Here is a 26,125-nt window from a genome sequence, read left to right as displayed (position 1 = left end):
AATCGAGGTCAACATGTCACGGACATCGCTCGCGCTGCTGCTTACGCTCGTTGCCTGCGCTCCCAGGGCGCCCGGTACGCCCGTCGTCCTCCCCACCGCGGCCTACGATCCCGTCCGCGACCTCGGCCCCCTCTTCCACGACGTGCAGATGGCGCGCGTCTTCGAGGACTCCAAGAGCTTCGTCGACGCCACCCCGCGTGAGGCGCCAGCGGCGCTGGTCGCTCGTTATGCGGCCGAAAAGGGGCGTCAGGGCTTCTCGATCGCGGCGTTCGTGCGCGAGCACTTCGAGGCCCCGGCGGCGGTGGGCGGGAGCTTCACCACCAATCGTGAACGGTCGATGGAGGACCACATTCGCGACCTGTGGCCTGTCCTCACCCGCCGCCCCGACAGCGTGCGCGCCAACACCACGCTGCTCCCGCTCCCCAAGCCCTATGTCGTCCCGGGCGGTCGCTTCCGCGAGGTGTACTACTGGGACTCGTACTTCACCATGCAGGGGCTGGTCGTCACCGGGCGCACCGACCTGGTGCGCAACATGCTCGACAACTTCGCCTGGCTCATCGAGTCGGTAGGGCACATCCCCAACGGCAACCGCAGCTACTACCTGGGGCGCAGCCAGCCGCCGTACTTCGCGGCCATGGTGGGGCTGTATGCGCGCGCGACCGACACCACGCAGGCGCTGGCCTTCCTCCCGGCGATGGAGAAGGAGTACGCCTTCTGGATGGAGGGGAGTGCGGCGCTCGCCCCCGGCCAGGCGCATCGTCGCGTCGTGCGCCTCACGGACGGCACGCTCCTCAACCGCTACTGGGACGACCTGCCCGCGCCGCGCCCCGAGTCGTACCGCGAGGACTACACGTTAGGCGAGTCGCTCCCCGCCGCGCAGCGCGAGCCCTTCTACCGCCACGTGCGCGCCGCCGCCGAGAGCGGGTGGGACTTCTCCAGTCGGTGGATGCGTGACCCGAAGGACCTCCGGTCGCTCGAGACCACCAACATCGCCCCGGTCGACCTCAACGCCTTGCTCTACAACACCGAGCGCACCATTGCGGCGTTGCTCCGCGTGCGCAACGGGACCGGCGACCGTGCCATGGCGGAGCGCCACGAGCAGGCCGCGACGCGGCGGCGCGCCGCGCTGCAGGCGCACGCCTACGACATGCGCGAGGGCTTCTTCTTCGACGTGCGGTGGACCACGGGGAAACGTGTGACCGACCGCCCGACGCTGGCCGCGTCAGCGGCGCTGTACTTCGGGGTTGCAACTGACGAGCAAGGGAAGGCGGTGGCCGCGCGGCTCGAGCGCGACTTCCTCAAGGCCGGAGGATTCGCCACGACGCTGATCAGCTCTGGCCAGCAATGGGATGCGCCCAATGGCTGGCCGCCGCTGCAGTGGCTGTCGATGGAAGGGGTCCGGCGCTACGGGCGCACCGACCTGGCCAACACCGCGCGCGACCGCTGGCTCGCCCTCAACCGGCGCACCTACGCGGCGACCGGGAAGATGACCGAGAAGTACGACGTGCTGGACATGGCGCGCGCCGCCGGGGGCGGCGAGTATCCCAACCAGGACGGCTTCGGCTGGAGCAACGGCGTAGCCCCTGGCGTTGGCGGCACAGGCGGCGCGGATCCAGTAGCGCGCACCGGCCGCCAGCTGCCACTCCACGCCATGTCGCGACCTACGGTACCACCCGAGCCGACGTCGCCAATCGCCCGGTAACCGGCGCCATCCCCTCCACCCACAGCACCACCGTCGACCCCGGGCCGTCGACCATCGGGTCGGCCCGGTCGATGATGACGGTGAAGGCCCGGTCGCCATCCAGGTCGGTGGCGCCGCGCACCCGTGCCCGCCCCGTGACGCTCGCCCACCCGGGCGCCACCTGCAGCGTCCCGAACGACGACGACTCGATCGTCACCCCGCCCGCACTCGTCAGGCTGAGGCGTCCCGAAGCCGAGGGCGCCTTGCTCGCCTGCGAGATCGACACGGAGATCGTGTGTGGTGCGCCGCCCGCGACGACGAGCGATCCCGCCGCCGCCACCTGCCGTGCACTCGTCAGGCGCTGCACCCGGCTGGGCTCATGCGGCGTGCGGCGCAGCGCCCTGCCGCCGCGCTCGCCCGTCACTTTCCCGTCCCTGAGCGCCACCACGCCGTTCACCAGCACCACGCGAATCCCCTCCGACAGCGCATCCGGCTTCTCGTACGTCGCGCGGTCGATCACCGTCGCGGTGTCGAAGACCGCGATGTCGGCCGCCATCCCCGGGGCAATCAGCCCGCGGTCGGCCACCCCCATGATCGCCGCCGGGAGCCCACTCATCTTGCGCACCGCGTTCTCCCACGTGAGCACCTTCGTCTCGCGCACGTAGTGCCCCAGGATGCGCGGGAAGGTCCCGAAGCCGCGCGGGTGTGCCTTGGTCTCCTTCCAGGCGCCGCAGTCGCAGGCCACCGCGATGTCCGGGTGCTGCAGGAAACGCACGAGGTCCTCCTCGGCGCCGAAGGTCGCGATCATCGACGGATACTCCGTCTCCAGCACCGAGACGACCGCTTCGCCCGGCGTCGAGAGTCCGCGCTCCTTCATGATGTCGGAGATGCGGCGCCCCGTCTCGTTGAGCACGATCCCTTCGGGGCCGGTGAAGCGCGCGGCGATTCCTTCGTTAGATTCGGCGATGATCTTCGCGCGCAACGCCGGGTCCTTGAAGCGCTCGCGCATCTTCGCCACGCCGCCGTCCTGGGCCCAGCCGGGGATGATCAAGGCGGCCAACGCCGTCTGCCCCGCGAGATACGGATAGATGTCGGCGGCCACGGGCTGCCCGGCCGCCGTCGACTGGTTCATCATCGCGACGATCGACGGCGAGCTGCCGCGGGCGCGCCCCTGCGCCTTCATGTGCGTGAAGACGGGGAGCAGGCCGGTGGCGTTGCCGATCGTCATCGTCTCCTCCATCGCGCTGCGCGAGCTGTACCCCGACTCCGGCGTTAGGCGGTCGTGGTTGGGGAAGAAGCTGCGCCACGGGCGCGTCGGCTTGAGGATCTGGATCACCTCGGCCGTCGTCGCGAAGTACGCGGGCTTGTAGTCGAGCCCCGCCGCCACGCCGTACGCCCCCTTCGCCAGGTTGGCGAGGATGATCGCCGTCACGCGCGCCGTCTCGTCAGGCGTCGGACGATGGTCGCTGGGCCCCATGACGCTGGTCCACGCCGTGTTGAAGCCGGTGCTCGCGGCCACGTTGACCGCGAGCCCCCCCTTCTCGAATGCCGAGAGCTGAGGGGCGATGTCGACCGGGCCGGCGCCGTCGGCGTTCACCAGCTCCGTCGTCACCCCCTGCGTCAGCATGTTCTCGGCAGTTGGCAGGACGCCGGGGTTGGCGTGCGAGTGGATGTTGAGGAAGCCCGGGGCCACGAAGAGGCCGCGTACGTCGATCTCGGTGCGCGCCGTGGCCCGCGCCAGGTCGCCGACGCGGGCGATATGGCCACGCGTGATGGCGACATCGGCACGGCGGCGCGGACCGCCGGTTCCATCCACGACCGTCCCGCCACGCAGGATGATGTCGTAGGCGGGGGCGCTCGACTGAGCGGCGCTGACGTGCGGGAGCACGATGAGCGCAAGCGCGCCGGCGAGGAACGCCGTGGCTCGAGTGTGCGAGAAACGTCGCGTCATGTGATGAGTCTGCGGGAGTGCGCGTTGCGCAGGAGGCGATGCGCCATGAAACTCGGTGCGATCTGTCTCGGTCGCTAGAGGAACGGCGCGACGTTGCGCCTCGCGTGCCTCCCGCCCAGGCATGACGCACCCTCCTAGGCGTTCACCTCCTGCGCCGCTGTGAGCCGCGTGGGCGCCACGCGTCGGCCGCGCCCGGACACACCGAGACACGGACTCCAGGAGACGCGGCCGCCGTTTCATCGGGACGTTTCGTCGCCCGTGGCGGCGTTTCATCGCGGCGCCTTCCTCCCGTCATGTGTCGGCGCGCCGACGCGCCAACTGCTTGGCGCGTGGCGTGTTGCACTCGTGAGTGCCATCGCGCCTGGCCGCGGCGCCGAACCTGCCTAACCCATGGGCAACCGCACGAACAACGCACATCCAACCTTCGCACCGAGGTTCGTTGACGATGAAACTCTCCCGCATGCTCCCGCTCGTAGCCGTTCTCGCGGCGTGCAGCACCAACGATGACCTGACGTCGTCGCTCCCGTTGGCCCCGAACGCCGACCGGGTGGAAGGCAACGCCGTCACGGGCCAGGTCTATACGGCGACCAACAGTGCGGCCGGTAACGCCGTGTTGGTCTTCAATCGTGCGTCTGACGGGGCCCTGTCACCGGCGGGATCGTTCGCCACCAACGGCATGGGAAGCGGCACCGGACTCGGCAACCAGAACGGCGTGATCATCTCCAGTTCCGGCCGCGAGCTGCTCGTGGTGAACGCCGCCAGCAACAGCGTCACCTCCTTCCGGATTCGCCCGAATGGTTCGCTGGAGCGCGTCGGCACGTGGCCAAGTGGCGGAATGCAGCCAATCAGCATCGCTGAGTGGGGCGGAGTGGTGTACGTGCTCAATGCGGGTGGAAGTGGGGGCATTGCCGGCTTCCGACTGCTGAACGGCCGGCTGTCGCCGATCGCCGGCTCCGCGCGGGCGCTGAGCCAGGCGGGAGCGGGCCCGGCGCAGATCCAGTTTGCCCGTGGCGGCACCCTCCTCGTGGTGACCGAGAAGGCGACCAATCGCATCACGACTTACACGGTGGGACGACTGGGCGTCGCAAGCGCCCCGATCGTGTCGGCATCCAACGGCCAGACGCCGTTTGGCTTCGCCGTCGTGAACGGACTCCTGATCGTCTCGGAAGCGTTTGGTGGCGCCACGGACGCAAGCGCGCTCTCTTCGTACGAAGTGTCGCGCACCGGCCAGGTGCGCCTCATCAGCGGGTCGGTCGGTACCACGGAGACCGCGGCGTGCTGGGTCGCGGTCACGGGCGATGGGCGCTTTGCGTACACCACGAACACCGGGAGCAACTCGATCAGTGGCTACGCCATCAAGGGTGGCACGATCACCCTGCTCGACAACGACGGCGTGACGGCGACGACGGCGGGAGGTCCGATCGACCTCGCCGTCTCGCGCGATAGCAAGTACATCTATGCGCTGACCGCACGCGGGAACGCCATCGACGCCTTCGAGGTGTCCCCGAGCGGCGCTCTCACGCCAGTAAACGGTGGCGCGGTCGGGCTCCCGCCGGGAACAAACGGATTGGCGGCTCGCTAACTCTCCTGTGGGCGGATCGCGGACTGCCTTTGTGCTCCGCGATCCGTCACGCAGTCACCTCAACGGGTTCCCGTGAGCAGTTCCTCGTCCGCTTCCGCCTCGACTCCCTCACGGATCACCCTCAACAGCGCCCTGCTCGCGGCGATCGCGCTGTCGGTTCTGGTGGCCATGGTCCCAGCGGCGATTGCACTCGATCGCCGCCTGGCCGCGTCGCTCATCGCCCGGGCGCGTGCCGACCTGGCGACAGCGCCGAAGCTCCTGGCAGACCGGAACGCGACCTACTTCGATGCGCTCATGATGCGCGCCAAGGACCTCGCGCACGCCCCGGGACTCGCCGAGGCGGTCGCTCGAGGTGACCGGGCGGGAATGCTCGCCATCCTCGAGACCGTTCGGCCGTCGCTGGGAGCGGCATCGCTGCTCGTGTCCTCGCCGGACTCGGCGATGAGTCTCGGCTCGCGCCCGGATTCCTCGCTCATTCAGCAGACGCGCGCGGGACGGATGCCGGTCGAACTCTGGTCTGACAGAACGGTCATCCGAACGGTGGCGCTCGCTCCGCTCGAACTGCAGGGTCGCTGGATCGGCGCCGCGGGCGTGACGCTCCCCCTCGACGACGAGGAGGTGATCGGACTCAAGGGACTCCTGCGCGCCGACCTGATCATCGCAACGGCGCCGGGTGAGTTCGTTTCCGCCACGACGCTCGATACGGCGCTGGCGACGGCAATTCTCGCGCGAATGCGCTCGCCCGCGGGCGACACCCTCACACGCGAAATCGAAGTGGCCGACGCCCGCTACCTGGTCGTTCGCACCAAGCTCGCGAATGCCGGTTCGGCCACCTTCGTGCGATCGATCGCGCAGGAGCTCGCGGTGCTCCCGGCATTGCGACGAACCGCTGCGATCGCCTCGACGGCGGCAGTCGCCGTCGCGCTCCTGCTCGCGGCCTGGCTGTCGCGGCGCATTTCGCGGCCGGTGCGTCAGCTCGCCGCCGCAGCCGAGGCCATTGGCGCCGGTTCGTTTGACACGGTACTCCCGGAGTCGCGCTTGTCGGAGGTCGCCACGGTCTCCGAGCGATTTCACGAGATGCGAGAGGCGCTCCGGTCGCGACTCGTGCAGCTGCGGGAATCCAACGAGGCCCTGCAGGAGCGCAGTGCGCGGCTCCAGGCGCTGCAGGCCGACCTCCTGCAGCGAGAACGGCTTGCCGCCGCCGGGCGGCTCGTCGCGCAGCTCGCGCACGAGATCCGCAATCCCGTCGCGTCGCTGCGCAACTGCCTCGAGGTCGTGCGCCGACGTCTGGCCAACGATCCCGAAGGGCTCGAGTTCGCCGACCTGGCCATCAACGAACTCCTGCGCATGCATGAACTGGCGGAACAGATGCTCGACGTCAGCCGACCGCGCCCGGGTGCGCCGGCCCTGTGCGCGCCGGTGACGACGGCGCGTGACGTCGTGCGCCTGGTCACCGCGGGTGTCTCGTCCGAGGAGTTCCAGGTGAGCGTCAGCGGCGATCCGAAGCTGTATGCGGCGATCGCCGGTGACGCGCTCAAGCAAGTCCTGCTCAACCTGGTGCAGAACGCGCGCGAGGCAGCGAGCGAACGCGGAGCGGAGCGCACTGAGCGTGGGTCGCGTGTGACGATCGCGGTCGCGCGTGACGCGACGGGCATCACGATCATCGTCGACGACAACGGCCCGGGGATAGCCGCCGACAAGCGAGAGCGCGTCTTCGACCCGTTCTACAGTACCAAGAGCGACCTGCAGGGCGTGGGGCTGGGGCTCTTCGTCGCCGAAGGGCTCGTGAGGAGCGCCGGTGGGCGCATCGGTGTCAGCGATGCGCCTGGCGGAGGAGCGCGCTTCACACTGGTCCTGCCTGAGTCCACGGCGTTGGCACTCGACTCACGCGTCGAGGGTAGCGCGGCGGAGACTGCCGCCGCTTCCGCGGAAGCGCACGACGCGAGTGCACGATGACGGCGACTCGACGGATCCTCGTCGTCGACGACGACCGCGCCTTTCGGCTCTCCACGTGTGCGCTGCTGCGGCACGACGGCTACCAGGCCGACGATGCGGCCGACGGCGCCGCCGCCGCCGAGGCCCTGCGCGCCCGGCACTACGACCTGATGCTGCTCGACCTCAAGATGCCCGGCATCGACGGCTTGCAGCTGCTGGAAACGCTGCGCATACGGGGACACACCGTCCCCATCCTGATGATCAGCGGTGTCGGGACCGTCGAGCTGGCCGTTCGATCGCTGCACCTGGGCGCGGATGACTTCCTGACCAAGCCGGTCGAGCCGGATATCCTGGCCGGCCGTGTGGCGGAGCTCCTCGACAGTCGCCCCAGCGGCGATGCGCGCGCGCACGCCGGACGCGAGATCATCGGTCGTGCCGCGGCGATGCAGGACGTCCTGAGTCGCCTCGAGCGCGTGGCGCCCTTGTCGACGACGGTACTCATCTCGGGTGAGACGGGGGTCGGCAAGGAGCTGGTGGCGCGCGCTGTCCATCGGTTGTCGGACCGTCGCGACGCGGCCTTCGTCGCCGTCAACTGCGGTGCGCTCTCCGAATCGCTCCTCGAGAGTGAACTCTTCGGCCACGCACGTGGTTCGTTCACCGGCGCCGTACGCGACCGCATCGGCGTCATCGAATCCGCGCATGGCGGCACGCTCTTCCTGGACGAGGTCGGCGAGATGAGCCTCGCCGTGCAGCAGCGCCTGCTGCGCGTCCTCCAGGAGCGTGAGGTGCAACGCGTTGGGGCGAGTCGTCCCGTGCCGGTGGACATAAGGGTGGTGACCGCGACCAATCGCGACTTGCGCAGCCTCGTGCACGAGCGGCGCTTTCGTGAGGACCTGTACTACCGTCTTGCGGTCTTCACGATCGACGTCCCGCCGCTTCGCGAGCGTCGCGAGGACATTCCGTTACTCGCCCAGCACGCGCTCGAACGTCTTCGCGCTCGTGTGCCGCAGTGGAGCGAACTGGCGTGCTCGCCGCTCGCCCTGCGAGCCATGCGTGGGTTCGATTGGCCGGGCAACGTGCGGCACTTGCTCGGGGCCATCGAGAGCGCCGCTGTGCTGGCCGAAGGCCGCCGCATCGAGCTGCAGCATCTTCCCGAGGAGGTGCGGGAATCGCTCGAGGGCGCCGCACCGCCTCGATATCGCGCGCCCGATGACGAGTTGCAGGAACGCGACAGAATTCTCGGGGCGCTCGACCAGTGTGGGGGCTCCCCGACGCGAGCCGCCGACCTGCTCGGGATGGGACGAACGACGCTCTGGCGCAAGCTCAGGGCGCTCGGAATCGACGGGACAGACACGTAGGCGTGGGCCCTCGTCGAGCGCTTCGAACGCGCTATTCGTTGACCTTCAGCACCACGATCCCCGCCACCACCAGCGCCGTCCCCACGAGCTGCGCCAGGTTCACGCGCTCGTGGAGCATCACGGCGGCCAGGCCGAGCGCCAGCACCGCTTCCAGTCCCAGCACCACCGCGTAGGCCACGCTCATCTTCCCCGTGGCCATCCCCAGCGTCTGCAGCGTCGCCCCACCGGCGAAGGTCGCGTAGACCAGGAACGAGGGTTGCCACAGTGTCAGCGACTGCGACTGCTTCATGGCCACACCGCCCAGCACATAGAGCACGGCGGCGCCGATCAGGAGGACAAACGGGGGCATTCGTGACCGACCGGCGAGAGGGGATGGCGGAAACTACGGTGTCGCCACATCGAGCGCCGCACCGCTGGCAGCGACCGCGTCCACGATGGCCGACAGCTCGTGCAGTGCGGCCGTGGGGTTGAGCAACGTCAGCTTGAGCGTCGTGCGGTCGCGCACCTTTGTCACGCCGATCACCGCCACGCCCCGCCGGAACAGGTCGTCACGGATCAACGTGTTGAGCTGGTCGTCCCGTGTGGCAGCGTGGCCCTCCGCCCCCGCTTGCTGCTGGCGGCGATAGCGAAAGAGGACGCACGAGAGCTGCTCCGGCGCATGCACCAGCTCCAGCGACGGGTGCGCCGCAATCACGGCGGCCACCGATTGCGCCAGGGCGCAGGTCTGGTCGATAAGCGCGGCCAGCTTCTCACGCCCCAGCACGCGCATCGTCATCCACAGCTTGAGCGCGTCGAAGCGCCGCGTGGTGAGCACGGAGCGGTTCACCAGGTCGGGGATCCCGTCGGTGGCGTGGCTCTCGGGATTGAGGTAGTCGGCGTACGTGGTGAGCAGCTCGTAGTGGGCGGCGTCGCGCAACAGGAAGGCGCCGCAGCTGATCGGCTGCCACAGCAGCTTGTGAAAGTCGAGCGTGATCGAGTCGGCGCGGTCGAGTCCGGCCAGCGCTGTCGCGCCCCGTGGCGAGAAGAGCAACGCCCCTCCGTACGCGGCATCCACGTGGAACCAGGCGCCGCACCGCTCGGCGGCATCGGCCAGCGCGCCTAACGGGTCGATCGAGCCGAAGTCGGTCGTCCCTGCCGTCCCCACGATGCAGAACGGCGTCCGTCCCTCGGCCGCGAGCCGGTCAATCGCCTCGTCGAGCGCCGCCGGGATCATCCGGAAACGGTCGTCGACCGCGACCTTCACCACGGCGTCGGTCCCCAGCCCCAGCTGGATCGCCGACTTGTCGACCGTGAAGTGCGCGACTTCGGAACAGAGGATCGCCAGCCGGCTGGCGTTGGGCGGCAGTCCGCGCGTGCGCACCGACCAGCCGCGCTGCTGCGCGAGCCAGACGTCGCGCGCCAGCCAGAGCCCCATGTAGTTCGACTGCGTCCCGCCCGCGGTGAAGGCCCCGCCGGCCCCTGCGGGGAGGCCCGCCACGCGGCAGAGCCAGTCCGTCACCTGCAACTCGACGATCGTCGCGGCCGGTGCCTGGTCGAACGAGTCCATCGACTGGTTGAGCGCCGAGAGAAGGACCTCGGCGGCGAGCGCGGCGATGAGGGGTGGGCAGTGGAGATGCGCCGCCGCGCCGGCGTGACCGGTGACGATCGAATGCCGTACGATGGCCTCTGCCTGCTGCAGCGCCTGGTCGATCGAGACGCCGGCGTCGGGGAGCAGCTCGCCGTGGAGCAGGGCGCCTAACGCTTCGGGACTGGCACCGCTGTATGGTGCGTTGGGGAGCGACCGGCGAAGCGTGTCGACGGCGGCGTGGACGGCGCGGGCCAGGGCCGCGTGGCCCCCGGCGGTCGGCGTGAGAAAGTCGTGAGAGGTCACAGAAGCGTTCGGGTGTGGCGCGTCAGAAGACGAGCACGAGCGCGAGCGCGTCGCTTCGGTCGAACGCCTCGAAGGCGCCCGAGAGCCACGCCCGCGTGTACTGCAGGCGCGGGGCACGCGCGCTGCGCCCGAGGGCGAGGTGCGCCCCCACGCGGGCCATCCCCTTGAGGGCGCGGTCGTGCCCAGGTGCTCCGTGACGCGTGCGATCCGCCGTTGCCCCACGAGGAAGGCGAGCCCGCCGCCGCCAATCAGTCGAAGCGGCAGCGGGTCGAAGGGGGCGTACAGTCCGTGCAACTCGAGCGTCCCCACGCGCAACGGGAACGTCCGTCCGCCCAGGCACGGCACGTCAGCCGGGCAGTCCGCGACCACCTCGGCCGTGAGCACCGTCTCGGCGATCCCTAACGAGGCGCGCGCCGCCGCCCGCCGCGACAGGCGCCGTTCCGCCGCCACGAATACCCCGCCCGCGACGGAACGCGCCCCAAGGGCTCGACGTCCGTGCAACGCCCCGACCTCGATTCCCGCCTCGACGCGAACCCCCGGTGCCGCGCGCTGGGCGCGCAGCCCCGGTGGCCCGAGCACGATCGCCAGCAACGCCGCGACGGTCAGGGCGGGGGCGCGCCGCATCGTCAGGCCTTCGCCGAGCGACGGCGCACGATGCTACCGCTCGAACGCCGCATCGAACCGCACCCCGCTCGGCGCAAAGTCCATCGCCTTCACCTTGGCGCATGCCTCGCGCGCCCCGAACTCGCGATCCATGCCGATGTCCTCCCACTCGATCGAGAGCGGGCCGTTGTAGCCCACGCGATTGAGCGCGCGCACGATCTCCTCGAACTTCACGCGCCCGCGCCCGATCGACCGGAAGTCCCACGAGCGGTCGCGATGCCCGAACTCGAGGTGCCCCCCAAACACGCCACTGCGCGTGGGGACCTCGCTCCACCAGACGTCCTTCATGTGCGCGTGATAGATGCGATGGCCGAAGGACTCGATGAAGGCGACGTAGTCCACCCCCTGATACGCAAAGTGCGACGGGTCGAAGTTGAAGCCGAACGCCGGGCGGAAGCGCACCGCCTCGAGCGTGCGCTGCGCCGACGAGATGTCGAAGGCGATCTCCGTGGGGTGGACTTCGAGGGCGAACTTCACCCCGACCTCGTCGAAGACGTCGAGGATCGGGTTCCAACGATCGGCGAAGTCGCGATAGCCGGCGTCGATCCAGTCGGTGGGAACGGGGGGGAACGAGTAGAGCAGGGGCCAGATGCTCGACCCGGTGAAGCCGGGGACGACCTGTACCCCCAGCCGCGCCGCGGCGCGCGCCGTCAGCTGCATTTCCTCGGCGGCGCGCTGCTGCACCCCGTCAGGACGCCCGTCGCCCCACACGCGCGGCGGCAGGATCGCCTTGTGGCGCTCGTCGATGCGGTCGCAGACCGCCTGGCCTACGAGGTGGTTGCTGATGGCGTAGACGGCGAGCCCGTGCTTCGCGAGGATGTCGCGCTGCCGCTGGCAGTAGCCGTCGTCGCTGACCGCGCGCTCGACGTCGAAGTGGTCGCCCCAGCAGGCGAGTTCGAGCCCGTCGTAGCCCCAGCTGCGCGCCTTCTCGGCAAGGGTCTCGAGGGGGAGGTCGGCCCACTGGCCGGTGAAGAGGGTGACGGGGCGAGCCATAGGAGAAGACGGGAAGACGGGAAGACGAGATCGGTGGCGTGCGGTGCTACCGAGGCGCGTCAGGTGGGCGGCACGTACGTGGCGTCGACCCAGTGGCCGGCGCCGCCGGCCCCTTCACGGCCGCTGCGGAGGGCAGTCTCGATGAAGTGCACGCCGATCGCCCCGTCCTGCACCGTGGGGAAGTCGAGGTCAGCCGGGTCGGGGTCGACGCCGGCCACGCGGGCGGCGATCGTGCGCAGTGCGTTGGCGTACACGTTGGCGAACGCCTCGAAGAAGGCCTCGGGATGTCCCGACGGAAGGCGCGCGGCACGCTGGGCCACCGGGGTGAGATACGCGTGCCCCGGCTTCATCACCTGCGTCGGGCCGTCGGCGTGGCGCACGATGAGCCGGTTCGGCTCTTCCTGTGCCCACTCGATCGACGCCTTGCTCCCGTAGACCCGCAGGTTGATCCGGTTCTCCTCGCCCGAGGCGACCTGCGAGCAGTGGAGAATGCCGCGCGCGCCGCCGTCGTAGCGCAGCAGCAGGTTGGCGTCGTCGTCCACTCGGCGCCCCTTCACCACCGTCCCCACATCGGCCAGCAGACGCTCGATGCGCTGCCCGGTCACGTAGCGGGCCAGCTGCTCGGCGTGCGACCCGATGTCGCCCAGCGCGCCAGCGCCGGCACGTGCGGGATCGGTGCGCCAGTCGGCCTGCTTCTGTCCGCTCGCTTCGAGGTGGTGGCCGAGCCACCCCTGCGTGTACTCGACGACGATCTTGCGAAGCTCGCCTAACGCCCCGTCGGCGACCATCGCCCGCGCCTGCTTCACCAGCGGGTAGCCCGAGTAGTTGTGCGTGAGCGCGAAGACCGTCCCATGTTCCTTCACCAGCCGGCACAGCGCCTCGGCGTCGTCCAGCGTCACCGTCATCGGCTTGTCGCACACCACGTGGAAGCCGCGCTCGACGAAGGCCTTGGCGGCGGGGTAATGGACGTGGTTGGGGGTCACGATGACGACGAAGTCGATCCGGTCACCCGCGGGACGCGCCGCCTCGGCCACCGCCATCTCGTCATAGGAGCCGTAGACACGCGCCGGATCGAGATGCAGCGCCTCGCCCTGCGCGCGCGACTTGGCCGGGTCGGTGGAGAAGGCGCCCGCCACGATCTCGGCCAGCCCGTCGAGTTCGGCCGCGCGCCGGTGGACCGCCCCGATGAAGGCCCCGGGGCCCCCGCCAATCATCCCGTATCGCAGCTTTCGATTCAGCGTCATGCGCCCCGTCCAAGGTGAGGGCGAAGAGGCTCCCGTGCCCCCTCGCGTCCGAGGGCAATTCTAGGTGGCGCCGAGTGTGCGGCAAGCGGTAAAATCGATTCAATGGCATACCGGATTGAGTCCGAGAGCGCAGCGTCCTCGCGCCCGCGAACGACCGCCCTCCCTCCCGTCTCCCGTCTCCCGTCCTGTTCTGGGTGGGAGTGCTCGGCGTCGTGACCTTCGAGCTGTTGGCGGTCTGGTTGATCATGCCGCTGCCAGGCTCTCAGCGCATGCGCTCGATCGACGTCGCCTACGCGCTCCACCAATGGCGCTGGCCCGTCAGGACCCTCTTCGGCGTGCTGATCCTCGTCGGCGCGCTGCCGGCGTGGCGCGCCCCGGGCTGGCGTCGATGGCTCGCTCCGGCTGGCCTGGTCGCGGTCGCCGCCGTGGCCTACGTGACCAACTTCATCATGGCTGCCGACCAGATGTTCAAGCAGCCCGGGGTCGTCACCATGCTCCCGGCCGCGACCAACAAGGTCAAGCTCGACCGCCTGGTCGTGGGGATCGAGGTGGGGGGCGAGGCCCGCGCGTATCCGCTGATGTTCATCGGCTACCACCACCAGGTGCGCGACACGGTGGCGGGGCGCGACGTCCTCGTGAGCTACTGCACCGTCTGCCGCACCGGCCGAGTCTTCTCTCCGATGGTGGACGGCAAGGCCGAACGGTTCCGGCTGGTCGGGATGGACCACTGGAACGCGATGTTCGAGGACGAGACGACGAAGAGCTGGTGGCGGCAGGCCAACGGCGAGGCGGTGACCGGGGCGCGCAAGGGGACGACACTCGAGGAGTTCCCCTCGCAGCAGCTCACCCTCGCCCAGTGGCTGGCCCTCCACCCGGCGTCGCTCGTTATGCAGGGGGATCCCGCCTTTGCCGAGGAGTACGCCAAGGACTACGCGTTCGAGAACGGGACGAGCCGCAAGTCGCTCACCGGGACCGACACCACCTCATGGGGCGAGAAGTCGTGGGTGGTGGGAATCGTGGCCGATGGCCAAGCCGTCGCCTTCGACTGGAAGCGACTCCGGAAGGAGCGCGTCATCAATGCCACGGTCGGCACGACGCCCATCGTCCTCGCACTCGCCAGGGACAACGCGTCGTTCTTCGCCTTTGCTCGCCCTGACTCGACCACGCATTTCACGATGCGCGGCGATTCACTGGTGACAGGCGCTGTCGCCTATGCCCTCAGCGGCCAAGGCACCGCCGGTGCACTGCGCGCGATTCCGGCAAGCCAGGAGTTCTGGCACAGCTGGCGAACGTTTCAGCCTGCAACGAGCACCTACTAGCCCACGCGAAGACCGACCGAAAGCACGGAGATACCACTTCGCGCCTTCGCGGCTTCGCGTGAGCCTGGAAGCGCGTCTCACGCGAAGCCGCGAAGCCGCGAAGCCGCGAAGCCGCCAAGGGGCACGACCTACTTGTCGAGCACGATGTGGCCGGGGGGTGCGTAGCCGTGCGCCTTCATGCGCACCCCGGACTGCGCGTACGCCTCGGCACCCATGTCGCTCACCCCGGTCGCGTCGATCCACCGGTTGTAGAAGTTGAAGAGCGCGCAGACCGTGATGGCGTCGTAGATCGCCTCCTCGCTCCACCCCGCCGCCTTCACCGTCTCGATGTCTGGCGGCCCAACCTCGGCGCAGCGATCATTCACCGTGCCGAGGAAGTCGAAGAGCACCTTCCACGATTCGCCTCGATCGGCGCGGTGCGGTAGTCGGCGAGGACCGCATCCACCAGCGCCTGATCCTCGAGCAGCGTCGCCGCGACCGCGGCGTGCGACCCCATTCAGAAGTCGCAGTCGTTGCGCTTGGAGGTGAGCGCGGCAATTAGCTCACGGAGCCCGGCCGAGAGCGGCGATGGGCCGCGCATCACGCCCTGCGTGAAGTGCGCGAGGAAGTCGGTACGATCGGGCTTGTAGGCGAAGAGATGCCAGATCTGCGGCATCGGCTTCCCTGTGCGCGCATCAGCGCGATGCGATCGCGATACGTCCCGCTCCCGGCCCCGAGTTCGACGTCCTGCAGGTACATCGGATGCATATCGTCTCCTGGCCCTCGCCGGGTCAGCCGTCCCAAAGACCATCATCGCCGCCGCAGCTCGAATCCTTCTTCGCGGCTTCGCGTCTTCGCGTGAGACAATTCCTCACGCCGTGACCTCAACCGGATTCCCATCCGGATCCTCGATCACCGCCTCATAGTACCCATCGCCTGTCATCCGTGCCTCCGACCGGATCGTCACGCCGGCTGCGCGCGCCCGCGCCACCAGCGCGTCCACCAGCTCGCGCGACCCCACCGAGATGGCCAGGTGCGCGTACCCCAGCGCCGGCGGCAGCGCCATCGGGGAGAGCTGTGGGAGTTGCATCAGCTCTAGCCGGGTCTCGCCACCCGGAAAGGTCAGGAAGTACGACGCAAAGCCGCGCACGCGCGCGCTCTCGTACCGTTCGTTGGCTTCTGCCTCGAAGTACGCCTGGTAGAACGCGCGCGACTGGTCGATGTCATGTGTCCAGAGGGCGACGTGTTCGATCTTCATGTGCCTAGAAGATGCAGCTCGCCCGCGCCGGCACCCGCACCACCGTCGCCCCGTTCACGGGCCGCCCCGCGGCGCACACGCCTAACGCATCGGCTGGAAGCGCAGTCGCCGGGATCGTGACGTCGCTCGCCTCCTTCCCGTTGTTGATCGCCACGATCGTCCCGCCGCGGCGGTAGACGTAGACCTGGTCGCTCACGAACAGGTGCTCCGTCGCCCCGCCACGCAGCTCCTGCCGCGCCGCACGGATCTGCGCCACCTTCTGCACGTGCCGCCACACGTCCTGCTCGGCGGCGTTGCGCCCGGCGGCGTCGAAGGCGTTCCGCGGGTCGCTGCTCCACCCGCCGGGGAAGTCGCGCCGGTTGTCCGGGTCGTTCCCGCCGGGGATGGCGATCTCGTCGCCGTAGTAGACGAGCGGCGTCCCGCGCGCGGTGAACAGGAAGGTGAAGGCGAGCTTGAGCCCCTCCGGAGTCGCCCCCGGCTCGTGCATGAAGCGCGACACGTCGTGCAGCCCCAGGAACGTCACGAGGTTCTGCGGGTCGCGGTGGATGTGGTCGCGCGACAGCATCTGCGCCACCTGGCGCACCGGCTCGCCGCGCGCAAAGGCGCCGCGAATCGCGTAGTACATCGGGAAGTCGAACAACAGGTCGACCTTGTCGTCGACGCCGTCCCACTGCTGCCGTCCCCCCTCGAAGAAGGCAATCATCGAGGGGTCGCCGTCAAAGACCTCCCCAACGACGCGCAGCGACGGGTACTCGTTCTTGATCGCCGTCATCCAGTCGCGCCAGTACCAGCGCGGGACGTACGGCCACGTATCCTGCCGAATCCCGTCCATCCCGCTGACTCCCACCCACCAGAGCGTGTTCTGGATGATGTAGCGCGCGACCTCGGGATCGTCCTGGTTGAGGTCGGGGAGGATGTTGATGAACCATCCGTCGAGCGTGGCCTGTCGCATCGCCGGCGTGCTGTACATGTCGGCCAGCGTCCACGTCTGCCACGTGTTGTTCGGGTGGTTGGCTTCCGTCCCGTGGAACCAGGTCGGCGTCGGCGCGTCCTGCACCCACGGGTGATAGGGCCCCGTGTGATTGGCCACCATGTCGAGCACGACCTTGATCCCCTGCGCGTGCGCATCGTCGACGAGCTGCTTGAACGCCGCCACGTCGCCCATGTGCTCGTCCACCGCGTAGAAGTCGGTGGCGCCGTAGCCGTGGTAGTCGGTGATGGGCTGGTTGTCGTACGTCTCCTTCCGGTTCAACCCGTTGTTGTTGTCGTAGATCGGGTTCATCCAGATGGTCGTCACGCCTAACGTCTTGAGGTAGGGCAGCTTCTGCCGCACCCCCGCCAGGTCGCCGCCGTGGTAGTAGCGCCCCTTGCTGCGATCGAGCAGCCCGCGCGACACGGCCGGGTCGTCGTTGGAGGGGTCGCCATTGGCGAAGCGGTCGGGCATGAGGAGGTACATCACGTCCTCGGTGCCAAACCCCTGGAAGCGCCCGTGCCCCGCCAGTCGCGGGGCAATTGAGAACGGCGCCGCCACGCTCCCGCCGCCGGTGCGCACCGTGAGCGGATAGCTCCCCGCCGTGGCATCGCGCGGGATCGCGACATCGACGAAGGCATACGTCCCCCGCTCGTTGACCTTCACGTTCCCGCAGGTCAATCGCCCGCACTCGAAGCGAGCTCCGGCGAGGTTGGTCCCCCGCACCAGCACCCGCACCGGATTGACCGACGAGTTGGCCCACCAATTGGGTGGCTCGACCTTCGACACCGTCGGCCCCTGCGCGGGTAACGACACCGCCAGCAGCAACGCCCCTCCCGTTACCACAACGCCCCAGAACTTACCCTGCATCACAGAAACTCCGTCTGAAGGAACTCCTCCGTGCCCTCCGTGATCCCTCCGTGAACCTCCGTGTCATGCTTTCTATGCCCCGTGCACGACACCAGCCACGGCTCACGACGCCGGCTCACCAGGATCCTGCACCCGCAGCACCAACACCGCCGCCAACGCCATGAACGCCCCACCGGCCACCACCGCCGCCATCCGGTTGTTGTCCAGCAGGTTGTTCATCACCCACCCGAAGCCTAACGCCGCCACGATCTCCGGGATCACTATGAAGAAGTTGAAGATCCCCATGTACACCCCGGTCTTCCCCTCGGGAAGCGACCCCGCCAGCATCGCGTACGGCATCGACAGCGTGCTCGCCCACGCGATCCCCACCCCCGTCATCGACAGCAGCAAGAGCGCCGGCTTGGTGATCACCGCCACCGACATCAGCCCGGCCGCCCCGCACAACAGGCAGATCGTGTGCGTCATCTTCCGCCCCACCTTCTTCGCCAGTACGGGCAACCAGAAGGCGAACAGGAAGCAGACCGCCGAGTAGGCGCCGAAACAGACCCCCGCCCACTCCTGCCCCTGCTGGTATAGCGGCGACGACGTATCGGGGGCGCCAAAGACGTTGCGCGCCACCGCCACCGGGAAGTAGAGCCACATGCAGAAGAGCCCGAGCCAGGTGCACAGCTGCACCGGTGCCAGCTGCTTCATGGTCAACGGCATCGCCTTGAGTGCGGCGAGCACCTCGCTCACCGTGGCGCCGATCCCCGCGCTCTGCTTCTTGGCCTTGCGGAACGCCTCCATGTCGGCCGGCGGGTGTTCCTTGGTCGTGAGGATCGTGTACAGCACCGCGCCGAAGAACGCCGCCGAACCGATGTAGAACGACAGCTTCACCGTGATCGGGATCGTCCCGGGTGCCGACGGGGCCACGCCGAACCAGTTCGTCAGCATCCACGGCATCGCCGAGGCGAGCACGGCGCCCACGCCGATGAAGAACGACTGCATCGCGAAGCCGCGCGTGCGCTCCTGCTGCGGCAACAGGTCGGCGACGAAGGCGCGGAACGGCTCCATCGACACGTTGATCGAGGCGTCGAGGATCCAGAGCAGCCCCGCCGCCATCCACAAGGCGCTCGATTGCGGCATCGCGATCAGCGCCAGCGAGCTCAGGATCGCTCCCACCAGGAAGTACGGGCGCCGCCGCCCCAGCGTCGGCGACCAGGTGTGGTCGCTCAGGTGCCCGATGATCGGCTGCACGATGAGCCCCGTGAGCGGGGCCGCCAGCCACAACATCGGGATCTCGTCGGCGCTCGCCCCCAGGTACTCGTAGATCGCGCTCATGTTCGCCATCTGGAGTCCCCAGCCAAACTGGATCCCCAGGAAGCCGAAGCTCATGTTCCAGATGGTCGAGAACTTCGTGCGCTGCTCGGACATGTGGCCTCGGTTGCCTAACGGTCGTAGAGATCCACCAGCTCGCGGAGGCGAGCGGTGATGGCCGGGGTCACCTGCGCCCAGCGAAAGCGGAACCCCCAGTTCCCCGCCTGCCGCCCGGGAAGGTTCATCCGCGCCTCGCGCCCGAGCCCCAGCACGTCCTGCATCGGAATCAGGACGGTGTTGGCCACCGAGGCGAGCGCCGCCCGCATCAGCACCCAGTGCATCTCGGTGCCGTCAGTGTTGAGGTAGCGCTTGGCGTAGGACTTCTCGCGCGTCACCTCCTCGAGGCTGCGCGTCGAGTCCCCGGCCCCCGACTCCCACCACCCCATCGTGGTGTCGTTGTCGTGCGTCCCGGTGTACACCACGCGCTCGCGCGGGAAGTTGTGCGGCTTGAATTCCTTCGCCTGCCCGTCCCCCCCAAAGGCAAACTGCAGGATGCTCATCCCCGGGAAGCCGAAGCGCTCGCGCAGCGCCTCCACCGCCGGCGTGATCAGCCCCAGGTTCTCGGCCACGATCGGCAGCCGGCCCAGCGCCCGCTCGATCGCCTCGAAGAGCGCTGCCCCGGGGCCCGGCGTCCAGCGCCCGTTGATGGCCGTCGTCGCATCACCCGGCACCTCCCAGAACGCCTCGAAGCCGCGGAAGTGGTCGATGCGCACCAGGTCGTACAGCTCGAAGGCGGCCCGCATGCGGCGGATCCACCACTCGTAGTTGGTCTTGGCCAGGGCGTCCCAGTCGTAGATCGGGTTCCCCCACAGCTGCCCGGTGGCGCTGAAGTAGTCGGGGGGGACGCCGGCCTGCGTGAGCAGTCGCCCGTCCGGCTTGAGCTTGAAGAGCGACCGGTTGGCCCACACGTCGGCCGAGTCGTGCGCCACGTAGATCGGGAGGTCGCCCATGAGCTGGATTCCGCGAGCGCCGGCCGCCTCCTTCAGCGCCCTAAACTGCACGAAGAAGAAGTACTGCCCCCGCCGGATCCGCTCGATCGGCTCGGCCAGCTTCTTTCGGTACACGGCGAGCGCCGCGGGGTCGCGATGGGCCGCGCCCGGCTCCCAATCGGTCCACGAAACGCCGCCGTGCGCTTGCTTGAGGGCCATGAACAGCGCGTAGTCATCGAGCCACCACCGCGCCCCTTCCACGAAGGCGTGATACGCGTTGTCGGGGGTGAAGCGGTCGAGCGCCGCATTGAGCAGCACCGCCTTGTGCGTGATGACGCGCTCGAAGTCGACGGTGTTGGCGGGAAAGCCACCCCCCGCGCCGGGGGAGTGAATCAGGAGGGGATTCCCGGCGAAGGCCGAGAAGCACTGATATGGCGAGTCACCATACCCGGTGGGGCCCAGCGGGAGGACCTGCCAGATCTTCATCCCCGCCTGTGCGAGGAAATCGAGGAACGCGTGTGCTTCGGGGCCTAGGTCGCCAATGCCATGCGGGCTCGGAAGCGACGTGGGGTGGAGGAGGATGCCGGCGTTGCGGGGGAACGTCATGGAAGCGATGTAGCGGGGCGGGAGGGAGGGATCGGCGGCGTTCGACGACGTCTGGCTGTAAAGGTCGTGAAAACGTTTTTCGCGCCCTGAAAAGCTCGCCCGATTTTACCGGTCTGCCCGGGGCGTGGCTATCCCTCCGCGGGGGGAATGCAAACGTTTTCGCGCCGGGAGCGCGGGGATGGAAAGACGGGGGCGGCGGAGGTCCTCCCCGCCGCTACTCCCGGAAGAGCGCGTCCCTCGGCGCGACCGCCAACGCCCGCCGCGTCGGGATCCACGTGGCCGCGAGCACCACGGCGACGATGGCGAGCGAGACCCCGACCCCCGTCGAGAGGGCGAGCCAGGGGGCGATGGGGAAGAAACGGGCGAAGGCCAGCCCGACGAGGACCATGAGTGGGAGGGCGACCACCGCGCCGATCCCCAGCTGTCGCCCGCCTTGTCCGAGCAGAAGCTGTTGGATGCTCCGGTCGGAGGCCCCGAGGGCGCGGCGCACCCCGATCTCGCGGGTGCGCATCCCGATCGACCGGGCCATGAGCCCGTAGGTCCCGCTCACCGCGAGCAGCAGGGCGAAGGCGAAGCAGATGGCGAAGAGCCGCGAGACCGAGCGGGCGATGAGCGCCGACTTCTCGAGGATCTCGTCGTAGGTCGACACCTTCGATGGGACGAGCTGCGGGTCGACCGTGGTCACCGTCGTGTGCAGCGCCGCCTGGGCGGCCGCCGCGTCGCCGCGGTGGCGGAAGAGGAGCGTGACCCATCCGGCATCGTGCTGGGTGAGCGGGACGTACACCGCCACCGCGCTGCGGTCGCGCGAGAACTCGTCGCCGTACATGACGTCGTCGACCACGCCGACGATCGTGCGCCATGTGTCTTCTCCGGTCTCGCCGGTCCCGGGGAGGCGCACGCGTTCTCCGACGGGCGACTTCCCCGGCCAGTAGCGCTGGGCTGCGGCGCGGCTCACCAGCGCCACCCCCGCCTGCCCGTCCCGATCGCCCGGGGTGAGGGGGCGTCCCTCCAGCGTGGCGATGCCTAACGCTTCCAGCGATCCCAACACCCCCTGCACCCAGGCGCGCGGCGTGGCGCCGCCGGCCAGCGTGCGTCCATCGCCGAACTCCAGCGCCCGCTCTCGTCGCCCTCCCCCGGAGCCGGGCGCGCACCACGACGTGCTCCACCTCCGGCCAGGCCGACATCCCGTCGTAGAGTCGCGTCCACAGGGCGCGCCGCGCGTCGGTGGTGGCGTAGCGCGCCGCCTCCGGGTTCGACCGAGCTCGCCAGGAGGCGTGTCGTGTCGTAGCCGGGGTTCATGTTGGCGAACCGATGCGCGGCGATCCCGGAGAGGACGCCGAAGAAGAGCAGCACCGTCACCGTCGCCACCTGCGTGACGACCAGGGCACGCGCCGCCCGTCCTGCCCCGCGCCCGCCGGCGCGTGTCCCCGAGTCGCGCAGGACGTCATGGAAACGCGTGCTCGTGGCCCGCACCGCCATCACCCCGCCCAGCGCCGCGATCGTCACCGTCATGAAGCCGCCAGCCGCAATGATCGTCGGCGTGTCCATCCCCCACACCCACCAGAAGGCGAGGTTCCCCTCCATGTGCTGCTGGGCCCAGCGGTTCACGACCCCGAGCCCCCACGCGGCCAGCGCCGTCGCCAGCCCCCCACCGATGGTGACGAGCGCGACCGGTTCCCAGAGCGCCTGTATCGCCAGCCGGGCGCGCGACGCGCCTAACGCCAGCCGCACGGCCAGCTCGCGCGAGCGTTCGTTGGCCCGCGCCAGCAGGAGGTTGGCGACGTTCACGCAGGCGAGCAGCAGGATGAGCACCGCCATCAGGTTGAGGAGCCCGAAGACATACGGCCCCTCGTCGCCCATCTGCGCCATCGGGAAGGAGCGCACCAGCACGCCGAGCCGGGTGCCTGACGAGTCGGCGGCCACCGGCGGGCGGTCGCTCCGGGCGCGCCGCAGCAGGGTTTCCAGCTCCTGCGACGCCTGCTCGCGCGTCGCCCCGTCGGCCAGCCGGCCAAAGGCGCTCACCGCGTACCGCCCGGGTTCCGTCGCCTCGCGCACGGCGGAGCCTAACGGGACCCACGAGTCGGCCGCGACGGGAAAGCCGTAGCCCGGCGGCATCACCCCCACCACCTCGGTCGACACGCCGTTGAGCAGCACGCGGCGCCCCACCACCGTCGAATCACCGCCGAAGGCGAGGATCCACGTGCGGTGACTGAGCACGATCACCGGCGCCGCCCCCGGCGCCTCGTCGTCCGGGCGGAACGCCCGGCCTAACGCGGGCGGGTTGCGCGTGGCGTCGAACAGCGTCCACTCCACCGCCGTCGTCTCGAGCACCCGCCGCGCCCCACCACCCTCGGCGCTCCCCATCACCACGTCGCGTGAGTTCCAGAGGCCCACGTCGCTCAGCGTCGCGATCTGCGGGCGCATGCGGGCAAAGTCGGCCGCGTCGAAGCTGCGCACCGATCCGTCCTCGACCGCCTGTAGCCGCACGATCCGCTCGCCCCCGCTCAGCGGAATCGGGCGCAGCATCGCCGTGTACAGGAACGAGAAGGTGAAGACCGTCACCCCCATCCCCCCGGCCAGGACCACGAGCGTGAGCAGGGTGAAGAGCGGACTTCGTGCGAGGAGGCGAAAGGCGTAGCGCACGTCCTGGAGGTGCAGCATGTCGGAGGGGCGGGGAGGGAGGTCATCCGCGCCCGCGTCGCCTCGGCGACCGTGTCGGTCATCGTGACGATCGCGAGGCGCGCCATCGACCACTCGCCGCGCGCGCGGGCCGCGCGCCACTGGTCGGCGAAGGTCTCGTCCATGTCGCGTCCGAAGTCGTCGCGGAAGCTGCGCGGGTAGGCGCGCCGCAACAGGCGATAGAGCCCCCGCACGAACCGTTCGGTGCGGTCGGGGCTTCCGGGGCGCATCGGTCGGTCGGTGCTCATGGGATCACCGGCGACGGAATGAGCTGCGCGGCCTGTGCCGCCGCGACCAGCCGCGCCAAACGCGCAGCCTCGGCGGCCGCGACCCGTCGCCCCTGCGGCGTCAGCGCGTAGTAGCGCCGTCGCTCGTCGTCCGACTCATCGGTGGCGCGACGCTCGATGGGCGTCACGATGCCACCTTGCACCAGCCGGTGGAGCGCCCGGTACAGCGTCCCGGTCTCCAGCCGGATCGCCCCCTCCGAGCGCTCCTCGACCTCGCGGATGATGGCGTAGTTGTGCCGCTCGCCCTGTGCCAGGGCGAGGAGGATCTCGAACTCGACGGGGCGGAGCGGGGCCCCCGGGGCGGCGCCTTCAGGAGTCGATGACATGCACGGACTACGTGCGCCGCGCACGTAGGTTTCACACTCCTCCCGTGGTCGCCTCGCGCTTCCGGCGGCGCCCTCGCTCCCGGGCTTCCTCGGCGGCACGTTTGGGCGATGAACCGCTCTCCTTCTGCTGCTCGGCTCGCGGCGCTGGCCGTGCTCACCGCGCTCGTCGCCTGCTGAGGGTCGGCTCCGGCTCCGCCGATCCTGCGGCCATTCCTGACGCCGGGGGCGGTCGTGGCGGGCGTTCGGCCCCGCTCGTATTCATCCCCGTCCAACCGGCGCTCTTCTCGACTCCTGGCGGGCAGCCGAACGCGTGGGCCGACTACAGACGACGACGGCGATCTCGATCTCTACGTCGGCTTCCGCGGCGGCGTGCGGGCGCGGGCTGCATCGCAACGACGGCGGTGGCTTCGTCGATGTCGCCGCGTCGCTCGGCATCGACGACTCGCTGGAGGTGCGCAGGCTGCCGCGTGGGGGACTACGATGCGATGGACGGCTCGACCTCTACGTCGGCTTCACCCCGCAGGCCCCCGTGCCCTGGCCAAAGTTGTACCGGAATCCCGGAAACGGCGGGCGCTTCGTCGACGTGGCGGCGGCCGTCGGCGTGGCGATCGTGGACGACGCGCCAACCGTCGTTCATCGATTTCGGACAACGACGGTGATTGCCGACCTCAGCGTCGCCTTTCGCGATCGCCCCAACGCGCTCTATCGCAACACGACGGGGGACGCTTCACCGACGTGGCCCCCGGCCTCGGGATCGCCGACCCGCGCAAGACGGTGGGGTCGTCTGGTGGGACTGGGAGCAGGACGGCGACCTCCGATGCCTTCGTCGTCAACCAGACGGCGACGCCAACGCCCCCATCGCAACGTGGGCGGCCGGTTCCGTCGACGTGGCCGATTCGTTAGGTGTCTCCGGAGCGCGGCCGCCCCGCCGACCGTGGCGGCGTCGGCCCCACGCTCGGCGACTACGACAACGATGGCGACTTCGACCTCTTCGTGGCCAACTACGGCCCCGACGCGCTGCACTCGGGATGACGGCGGACGCTTCACCAACGTCGCCGCGCCGATGGGGCTGGCCGGCGATTCATCACTCTACCAGTGCGGCGTGGGGCGACGTGGACCACGACGGGCGGCTCGACCTCTTCGGGTGTCGTACCTCGCGGGAGCGTGACACCCCGGATCACTTCTTCCGGAACGTTTTCTAGACCAATGTGAACGATGTTGGCGTCGATCGCCGCCGACAACGGCCTCGCGCGGTCGGGTGGTGGGTCGATTTCCCTGATCGCGACGGCGACCTCGATCTCGCCCCTCGCCTGGGTCACCTGTGTGAAGGGGGCGAACCCGCTCTTCCGGCAACGAAGTACCGCCTTCGGCGCCCGCCGCGTTGCAGGAGACGGTCCGCGACGCGCAGGGGGAAGCGGGCGCGCGCGCAGGGTGCGAGGTGCGCGTCTTCGCTGCCGGACCCGTCGCCTCCCGGCTGTGGGTGCTCGACACCGGCGGCAGCCGCGATTCCCAGGTGACACTGGTGCATGTCGCCCTTCGCTGTCGCCGGTTGACGTCGAAGTCACCGTGCTGACCCGTGATCGGCGACGGCGTGTCGAGACGAGCGGCCGCGGTCGATCTCGCGCGTAGTCGTGGCAGTTCGCTCAGTACGCGCGCCATGAACGCCACCAGCCACGGGGAAAGTTATGATGATGCACGACAAAGTGCCGCATGCCGCAGCTGTCAGGCGCGCGGCGCGCACGAGGGGGCCGCCCTGGCGCGGCACGTTGCCGTCGCGCGATGGGCGCCGCGGCGCTACCTGCGGCCTGCACGTAAACGACCCGACAGTCGATTGCCTTCATGGTCGGTTGCTGGGAGCCGCGCCCCCCCACCCATCACCCAGCCGAACAGTGGACGGCGCCGCTTCGGGCCTGATGCTGGGGATGAGTTGTACGGTGGTGCGCGACGTGGCGCGAGTGGGAGTGGCGCCGCGTGGAGGGTGGAGGACGGCGGCCACGTATCTCGCCCAGCCCGGCGGGCGCCCCGCCACCCTGTTCGCCGCCACGGCGCTCCACCGACAGCTCGGTTACCCTTCGCCAACCCGGTCTCAGTCGATTTCCCGCAACGGATCCTCTATCGCGTTGGTCGGCGCTGACCTGCTCGTGGCACGCATCGAGGGCGCGCACCAGGGAGGGACAGGTGCGCGGCATGAACTTCCTGATGAAAACGCGTCGCCTGCGTCGGGGTGACCGGCGCGAGGCGGCCTCCTCAGGTGGCTTGTCACCGTCGC

Annotated in this window: 19 protein-coding genes and 2 pseudogenes; 6 read left to right on the top strand and 15 right to left on the bottom strand. The window is 69.5% G+C overall.

Going from position 1 to position 26,125, the window contains the following annotated elements; genetic code table 11:
* The first annotated feature begins 13 nt into the window (after positions 1-13).
* Positions 14-1,702: an alpha,alpha-trehalase TreF gene (treF, locus tag IPN47_24430; GenBank protein MBK9411121.1), complete on the top strand. Its 1,689-nt coding sequence runs from the start codon at positions 14-16 to the stop codon at positions 1,700-1,702.
* Here the strand turns inward: treF and IPN47_24425 are convergent.
* Complete coding sequence (locus tag IPN47_24425) at positions 1,662-3,632, bottom strand: amidohydrolase family protein (protein ID MBK9411120.1); 1,971 nt, start codon at positions 3,630-3,632, stop codon at positions 1,662-1,664. The two genes, treF and IPN47_24425, sit on opposite strands and share 41 nt — an antisense overlap.
* A 445-nt stretch (positions 3,633-4,077) precedes the next feature.
* Between IPN47_24425 and IPN47_24420 the strand changes: the two genes are divergently transcribed.
* From IPN47_24420 to IPN47_24410, 3 genes are all read left to right on the top strand, one after another.
* Entirely contained in the window at positions 4,078-5,214 is a 1,137-nt protein-coding gene (locus IPN47_24420) for a beta-propeller fold lactonase family protein (protein ID MBK9411119.1), read from the top strand.
* A 72-nt stretch (positions 5,215-5,286) separates the two neighbouring features.
* Positions 5,287-7,170: a HAMP domain-containing histidine kinase gene (locus IPN47_24415; GenBank protein ID MBK9411118.1), complete on the top strand. Its 1,884-nt coding sequence runs from the start codon at positions 5,287-5,289 to the stop codon at positions 7,168-7,170.
* Positions 7,167-8,507, top strand: a complete 1,341-nt coding sequence (locus IPN47_24410; protein MBK9411117.1) for a sigma-54-dependent Fis family transcriptional regulator — start codon at positions 7,167-7,169, stop codon at positions 8,505-8,507. Before IPN47_24415 ends, IPN47_24410 begins: the two co-directional genes overlap by 4 nt.
* Before the next feature lie 31 nt (positions 8,508-8,538).
* Here the strand turns inward: IPN47_24410 and IPN47_24405 are convergent, their stop codons facing one another.
* From IPN47_24405 to IPN47_24385, 5 genes are all read right to left on the bottom strand, one after another.
* Entirely contained in the window at positions 8,539-8,856 is a 318-nt protein-coding gene (locus IPN47_24405; protein MBK9411116.1) for a hypothetical protein, read from the bottom strand.
* 33 nt (positions 8,857-8,889) lie between these two features.
* Positions 8,890-10,377 carry an aspartate aminotransferase family protein gene (locus IPN47_24400; protein MBK9411115.1) on the bottom strand — a complete coding sequence of 496 codons (1,488 nt, stop codon included), beginning with the start codon at positions 10,375-10,377 and terminating at the stop codon, positions 8,890-8,892.
* A gap of 22 nt (positions 10,378-10,399) precedes the next feature.
* On the bottom strand, positions 10,400-10,537 hold the full coding sequence (locus IPN47_24395) for a hypothetical protein (protein ID MBK9411114.1): 138 nt from the start codon (positions 10,535-10,537) through the stop codon (positions 10,400-10,402).
* A gap of 497 nt (positions 10,538-11,034) precedes the next feature.
* Entirely contained in the window at positions 11,035-12,033 is a 999-nt protein-coding gene (locus tag IPN47_24390; protein MBK9411113.1) for a sugar phosphate isomerase/epimerase, read from the bottom strand.
* A 59-nt stretch (positions 12,034-12,092) separates the two neighbouring features.
* Complete coding sequence (locus IPN47_24385) at positions 12,093-13,277, bottom strand: Gfo/Idh/MocA family oxidoreductase (protein MBK9411112.1); 1,185 nt, start codon at positions 13,275-13,277, stop codon at positions 12,093-12,095.
* A gap of 245 nt (positions 13,278-13,522) precedes the next feature.
* Between IPN47_24385 and IPN47_24380 the strand changes: the two genes are divergently transcribed.
* Entirely contained in the window at positions 13,523-14,596 is a 1,074-nt protein-coding gene (locus IPN47_24380; protein ID MBK9411111.1) for a DUF3179 domain-containing protein, read from the top strand.
* Positions 14,597-14,724: 128 nt separating this feature from the next.
* On the opposite strand, the pseudogene IPN47_24375 reads toward IPN47_24380, so the two are convergent.
* The 8 genes and pseudogenes from IPN47_24375 to IPN47_24340 all read right to left on the bottom strand — a co-directional run bounded on the left by IPN47_24375 (position 14,725) and on the right by IPN47_24340 (position 23,225).
* Positions 14,725-15,041: pseudogene (locus tag IPN47_24375) on the bottom strand (peroxidase).
* A gap of 51 nt (positions 15,042-15,092) precedes the next feature.
* Positions 15,093-15,343 (bottom strand): annotated as a pseudogene (locus tag IPN47_24370) (peroxidase).
* Positions 15,344-15,446: 103 nt separating this feature from the next.
* Positions 15,447-15,833 (bottom strand): VOC family protein, encoded by a 387-nt coding sequence (locus IPN47_24365; GenBank protein MBK9411110.1) that lies wholly within the window; start codon positions 15,831-15,833, stop codon positions 15,447-15,449.
* A 4-nt stretch (positions 15,834-15,837) separates the two neighbouring features.
* Complete coding sequence (locus IPN47_24360; GenBank protein MBK9411109.1) at positions 15,838-17,676, bottom strand: cyclomaltodextrinase N-terminal domain-containing protein; 1,839 nt, start codon at positions 17,674-17,676, stop codon at positions 15,838-15,840.
* A gap of 99 nt (positions 17,677-17,775) precedes the next feature.
* Positions 17,776-19,086, bottom strand: a complete 1,311-nt coding sequence (locus tag IPN47_24355; GenBank protein MBK9411108.1) for an MFS transporter — start codon at positions 19,084-19,086, stop codon at positions 17,776-17,778.
* Positions 19,087-19,100: 14 nt separating this feature from the next.
* Positions 19,101-20,564 carry a 4-alpha-glucanotransferase gene (gene malQ / locus IPN47_24350; GenBank protein MBK9411107.1) on the bottom strand — a complete coding sequence of 488 codons (1,464 nt, stop codon included), beginning with the start codon at positions 20,562-20,564 and terminating at the stop codon, positions 19,101-19,103.
* Positions 20,565-20,778: 214 nt separating this feature from the next.
* Positions 20,779-21,612, bottom strand: coding sequence for an ABC transporter permease (locus IPN47_24345; GenBank protein ID MBK9411106.1), 834 nt, complete (start codon positions 21,610-21,612; stop codon positions 20,779-20,781).
* Positions 21,588-23,225 (bottom strand): ABC transporter permease, encoded by a 1,638-nt coding sequence (locus tag IPN47_24340; protein MBK9411105.1) that lies wholly within the window; start codon positions 23,223-23,225, stop codon positions 21,588-21,590. Before IPN47_24340 ends, IPN47_24345 begins: the two co-directional genes overlap by 25 nt.
* On the opposite strand from IPN47_24340, the gene IPN47_24335 reads away from it, so the two are divergent.
* A complete protein-coding gene (locus IPN47_24335) occupies positions 23,217-23,405 on the top strand; it encodes a hypothetical protein (GenBank protein MBK9411104.1) in 189 nt (62 codons plus the stop codon). The two genes, IPN47_24340 and IPN47_24335, sit on opposite strands and share 9 nt — an antisense overlap.
* An 82-nt stretch (positions 23,406-23,487) precedes the next feature.
* On the opposite strand, the gene IPN47_24330 is transcribed toward IPN47_24335, so the two are convergent.
* Positions 23,488-23,856, bottom strand: a complete 369-nt coding sequence (locus IPN47_24330; protein ID MBK9411103.1) for a helix-turn-helix transcriptional regulator — start codon at positions 23,854-23,856, stop codon at positions 23,488-23,490.
* Positions 23,857-26,125: the final 2,269 nt, after the last annotated feature.

It is taken from the genome of Gemmatimonadota bacterium, assembly GCA_016719105.1.
GTDB lineage: Bacteria > Gemmatimonadota > Gemmatimonadetes > Gemmatimonadales > Gemmatimonadaceae > SCN-70-22.
This window is presented reverse-complemented; position numbering and strand designations above follow the sequence as displayed.

Coding starts and splice junctions, on each gene's coding strand:
- treF (MBK9411121.1), top strand. CDS start 14: ATGTCACGGACATCGCTCGCGCTGCTGCTTACGCTCGTTGCCTGCGCT.
- IPN47_24425 (MBK9411120.1), bottom strand. CDS start 3,632: ATGACGCGACGTTTCTCGCACACTCGAGCCACGGCGTTCCTCGCCGGC.
- IPN47_24420 (MBK9411119.1), top strand. CDS start 4,078: ATGAAACTCTCCCGCATGCTCCCGCTCGTAGCCGTTCTCGCGGCGTGC.
- IPN47_24410 (MBK9411117.1), top strand. CDS start 7,167: ATGACGGCGACTCGACGGATCCTCGTCGTCGACGACGACCGCGCCTTT.
- IPN47_24405 (MBK9411116.1), bottom strand. CDS start 8,856: ATGCCCCCGTTTGTCCTCCTGATCGGCGCCGCCGTGCTCTATGTGCTG.
- IPN47_24395 (MBK9411114.1), bottom strand. CDS start 10,537: ATGGCCCGCGTGGGGGCGCACCTCGCCCTCGGGCGCAGCGCGCGTGCC.
- IPN47_24390 (MBK9411113.1), bottom strand. CDS start 12,033: ATGGCTCGCCCCGTCACCCTCTTCACCGGCCAGTGGGCCGACCTCCCC.
- IPN47_24385 (MBK9411112.1), bottom strand. CDS start 13,277: ATGACGCTGAATCGAAAGCTGCGATACGGGATGATTGGCGGGGGCCCC.
- IPN47_24380 (MBK9411111.1), top strand. CDS start 13,523: ATGCCGCTGCCAGGCTCTCAGCGCATGCGCTCGATCGACGTCGCCTAC.
- IPN47_24365 (MBK9411110.1), bottom strand. CDS start 15,833: ATGAAGATCGAACACGTCGCCCTCTGGACACATGACATCGACCAGTCG.
- IPN47_24355 (MBK9411108.1), bottom strand. CDS start 19,086: ATGTCCGAGCAGCGCACGAAGTTCTCGACCATCTGGAACATGAGCTTC.
- malQ (MBK9411107.1), bottom strand. CDS start 20,564: ATGACGTTCCCCCGCAACGCCGGCATCCTCCTCCACCCCACGTCGCTT.
- IPN47_24340 (MBK9411105.1), bottom strand. CDS start 23,225: ATGCTGCACCTCCAGGACGTGCGCTACGCCTTTCGCCTCCTCGCACGA.
- IPN47_24330 (MBK9411103.1), bottom strand. CDS start 23,856: ATGTCATCGACTCCTGAAGGCGCCGCCCCGGGGGCCCCGCTCCGCCCC.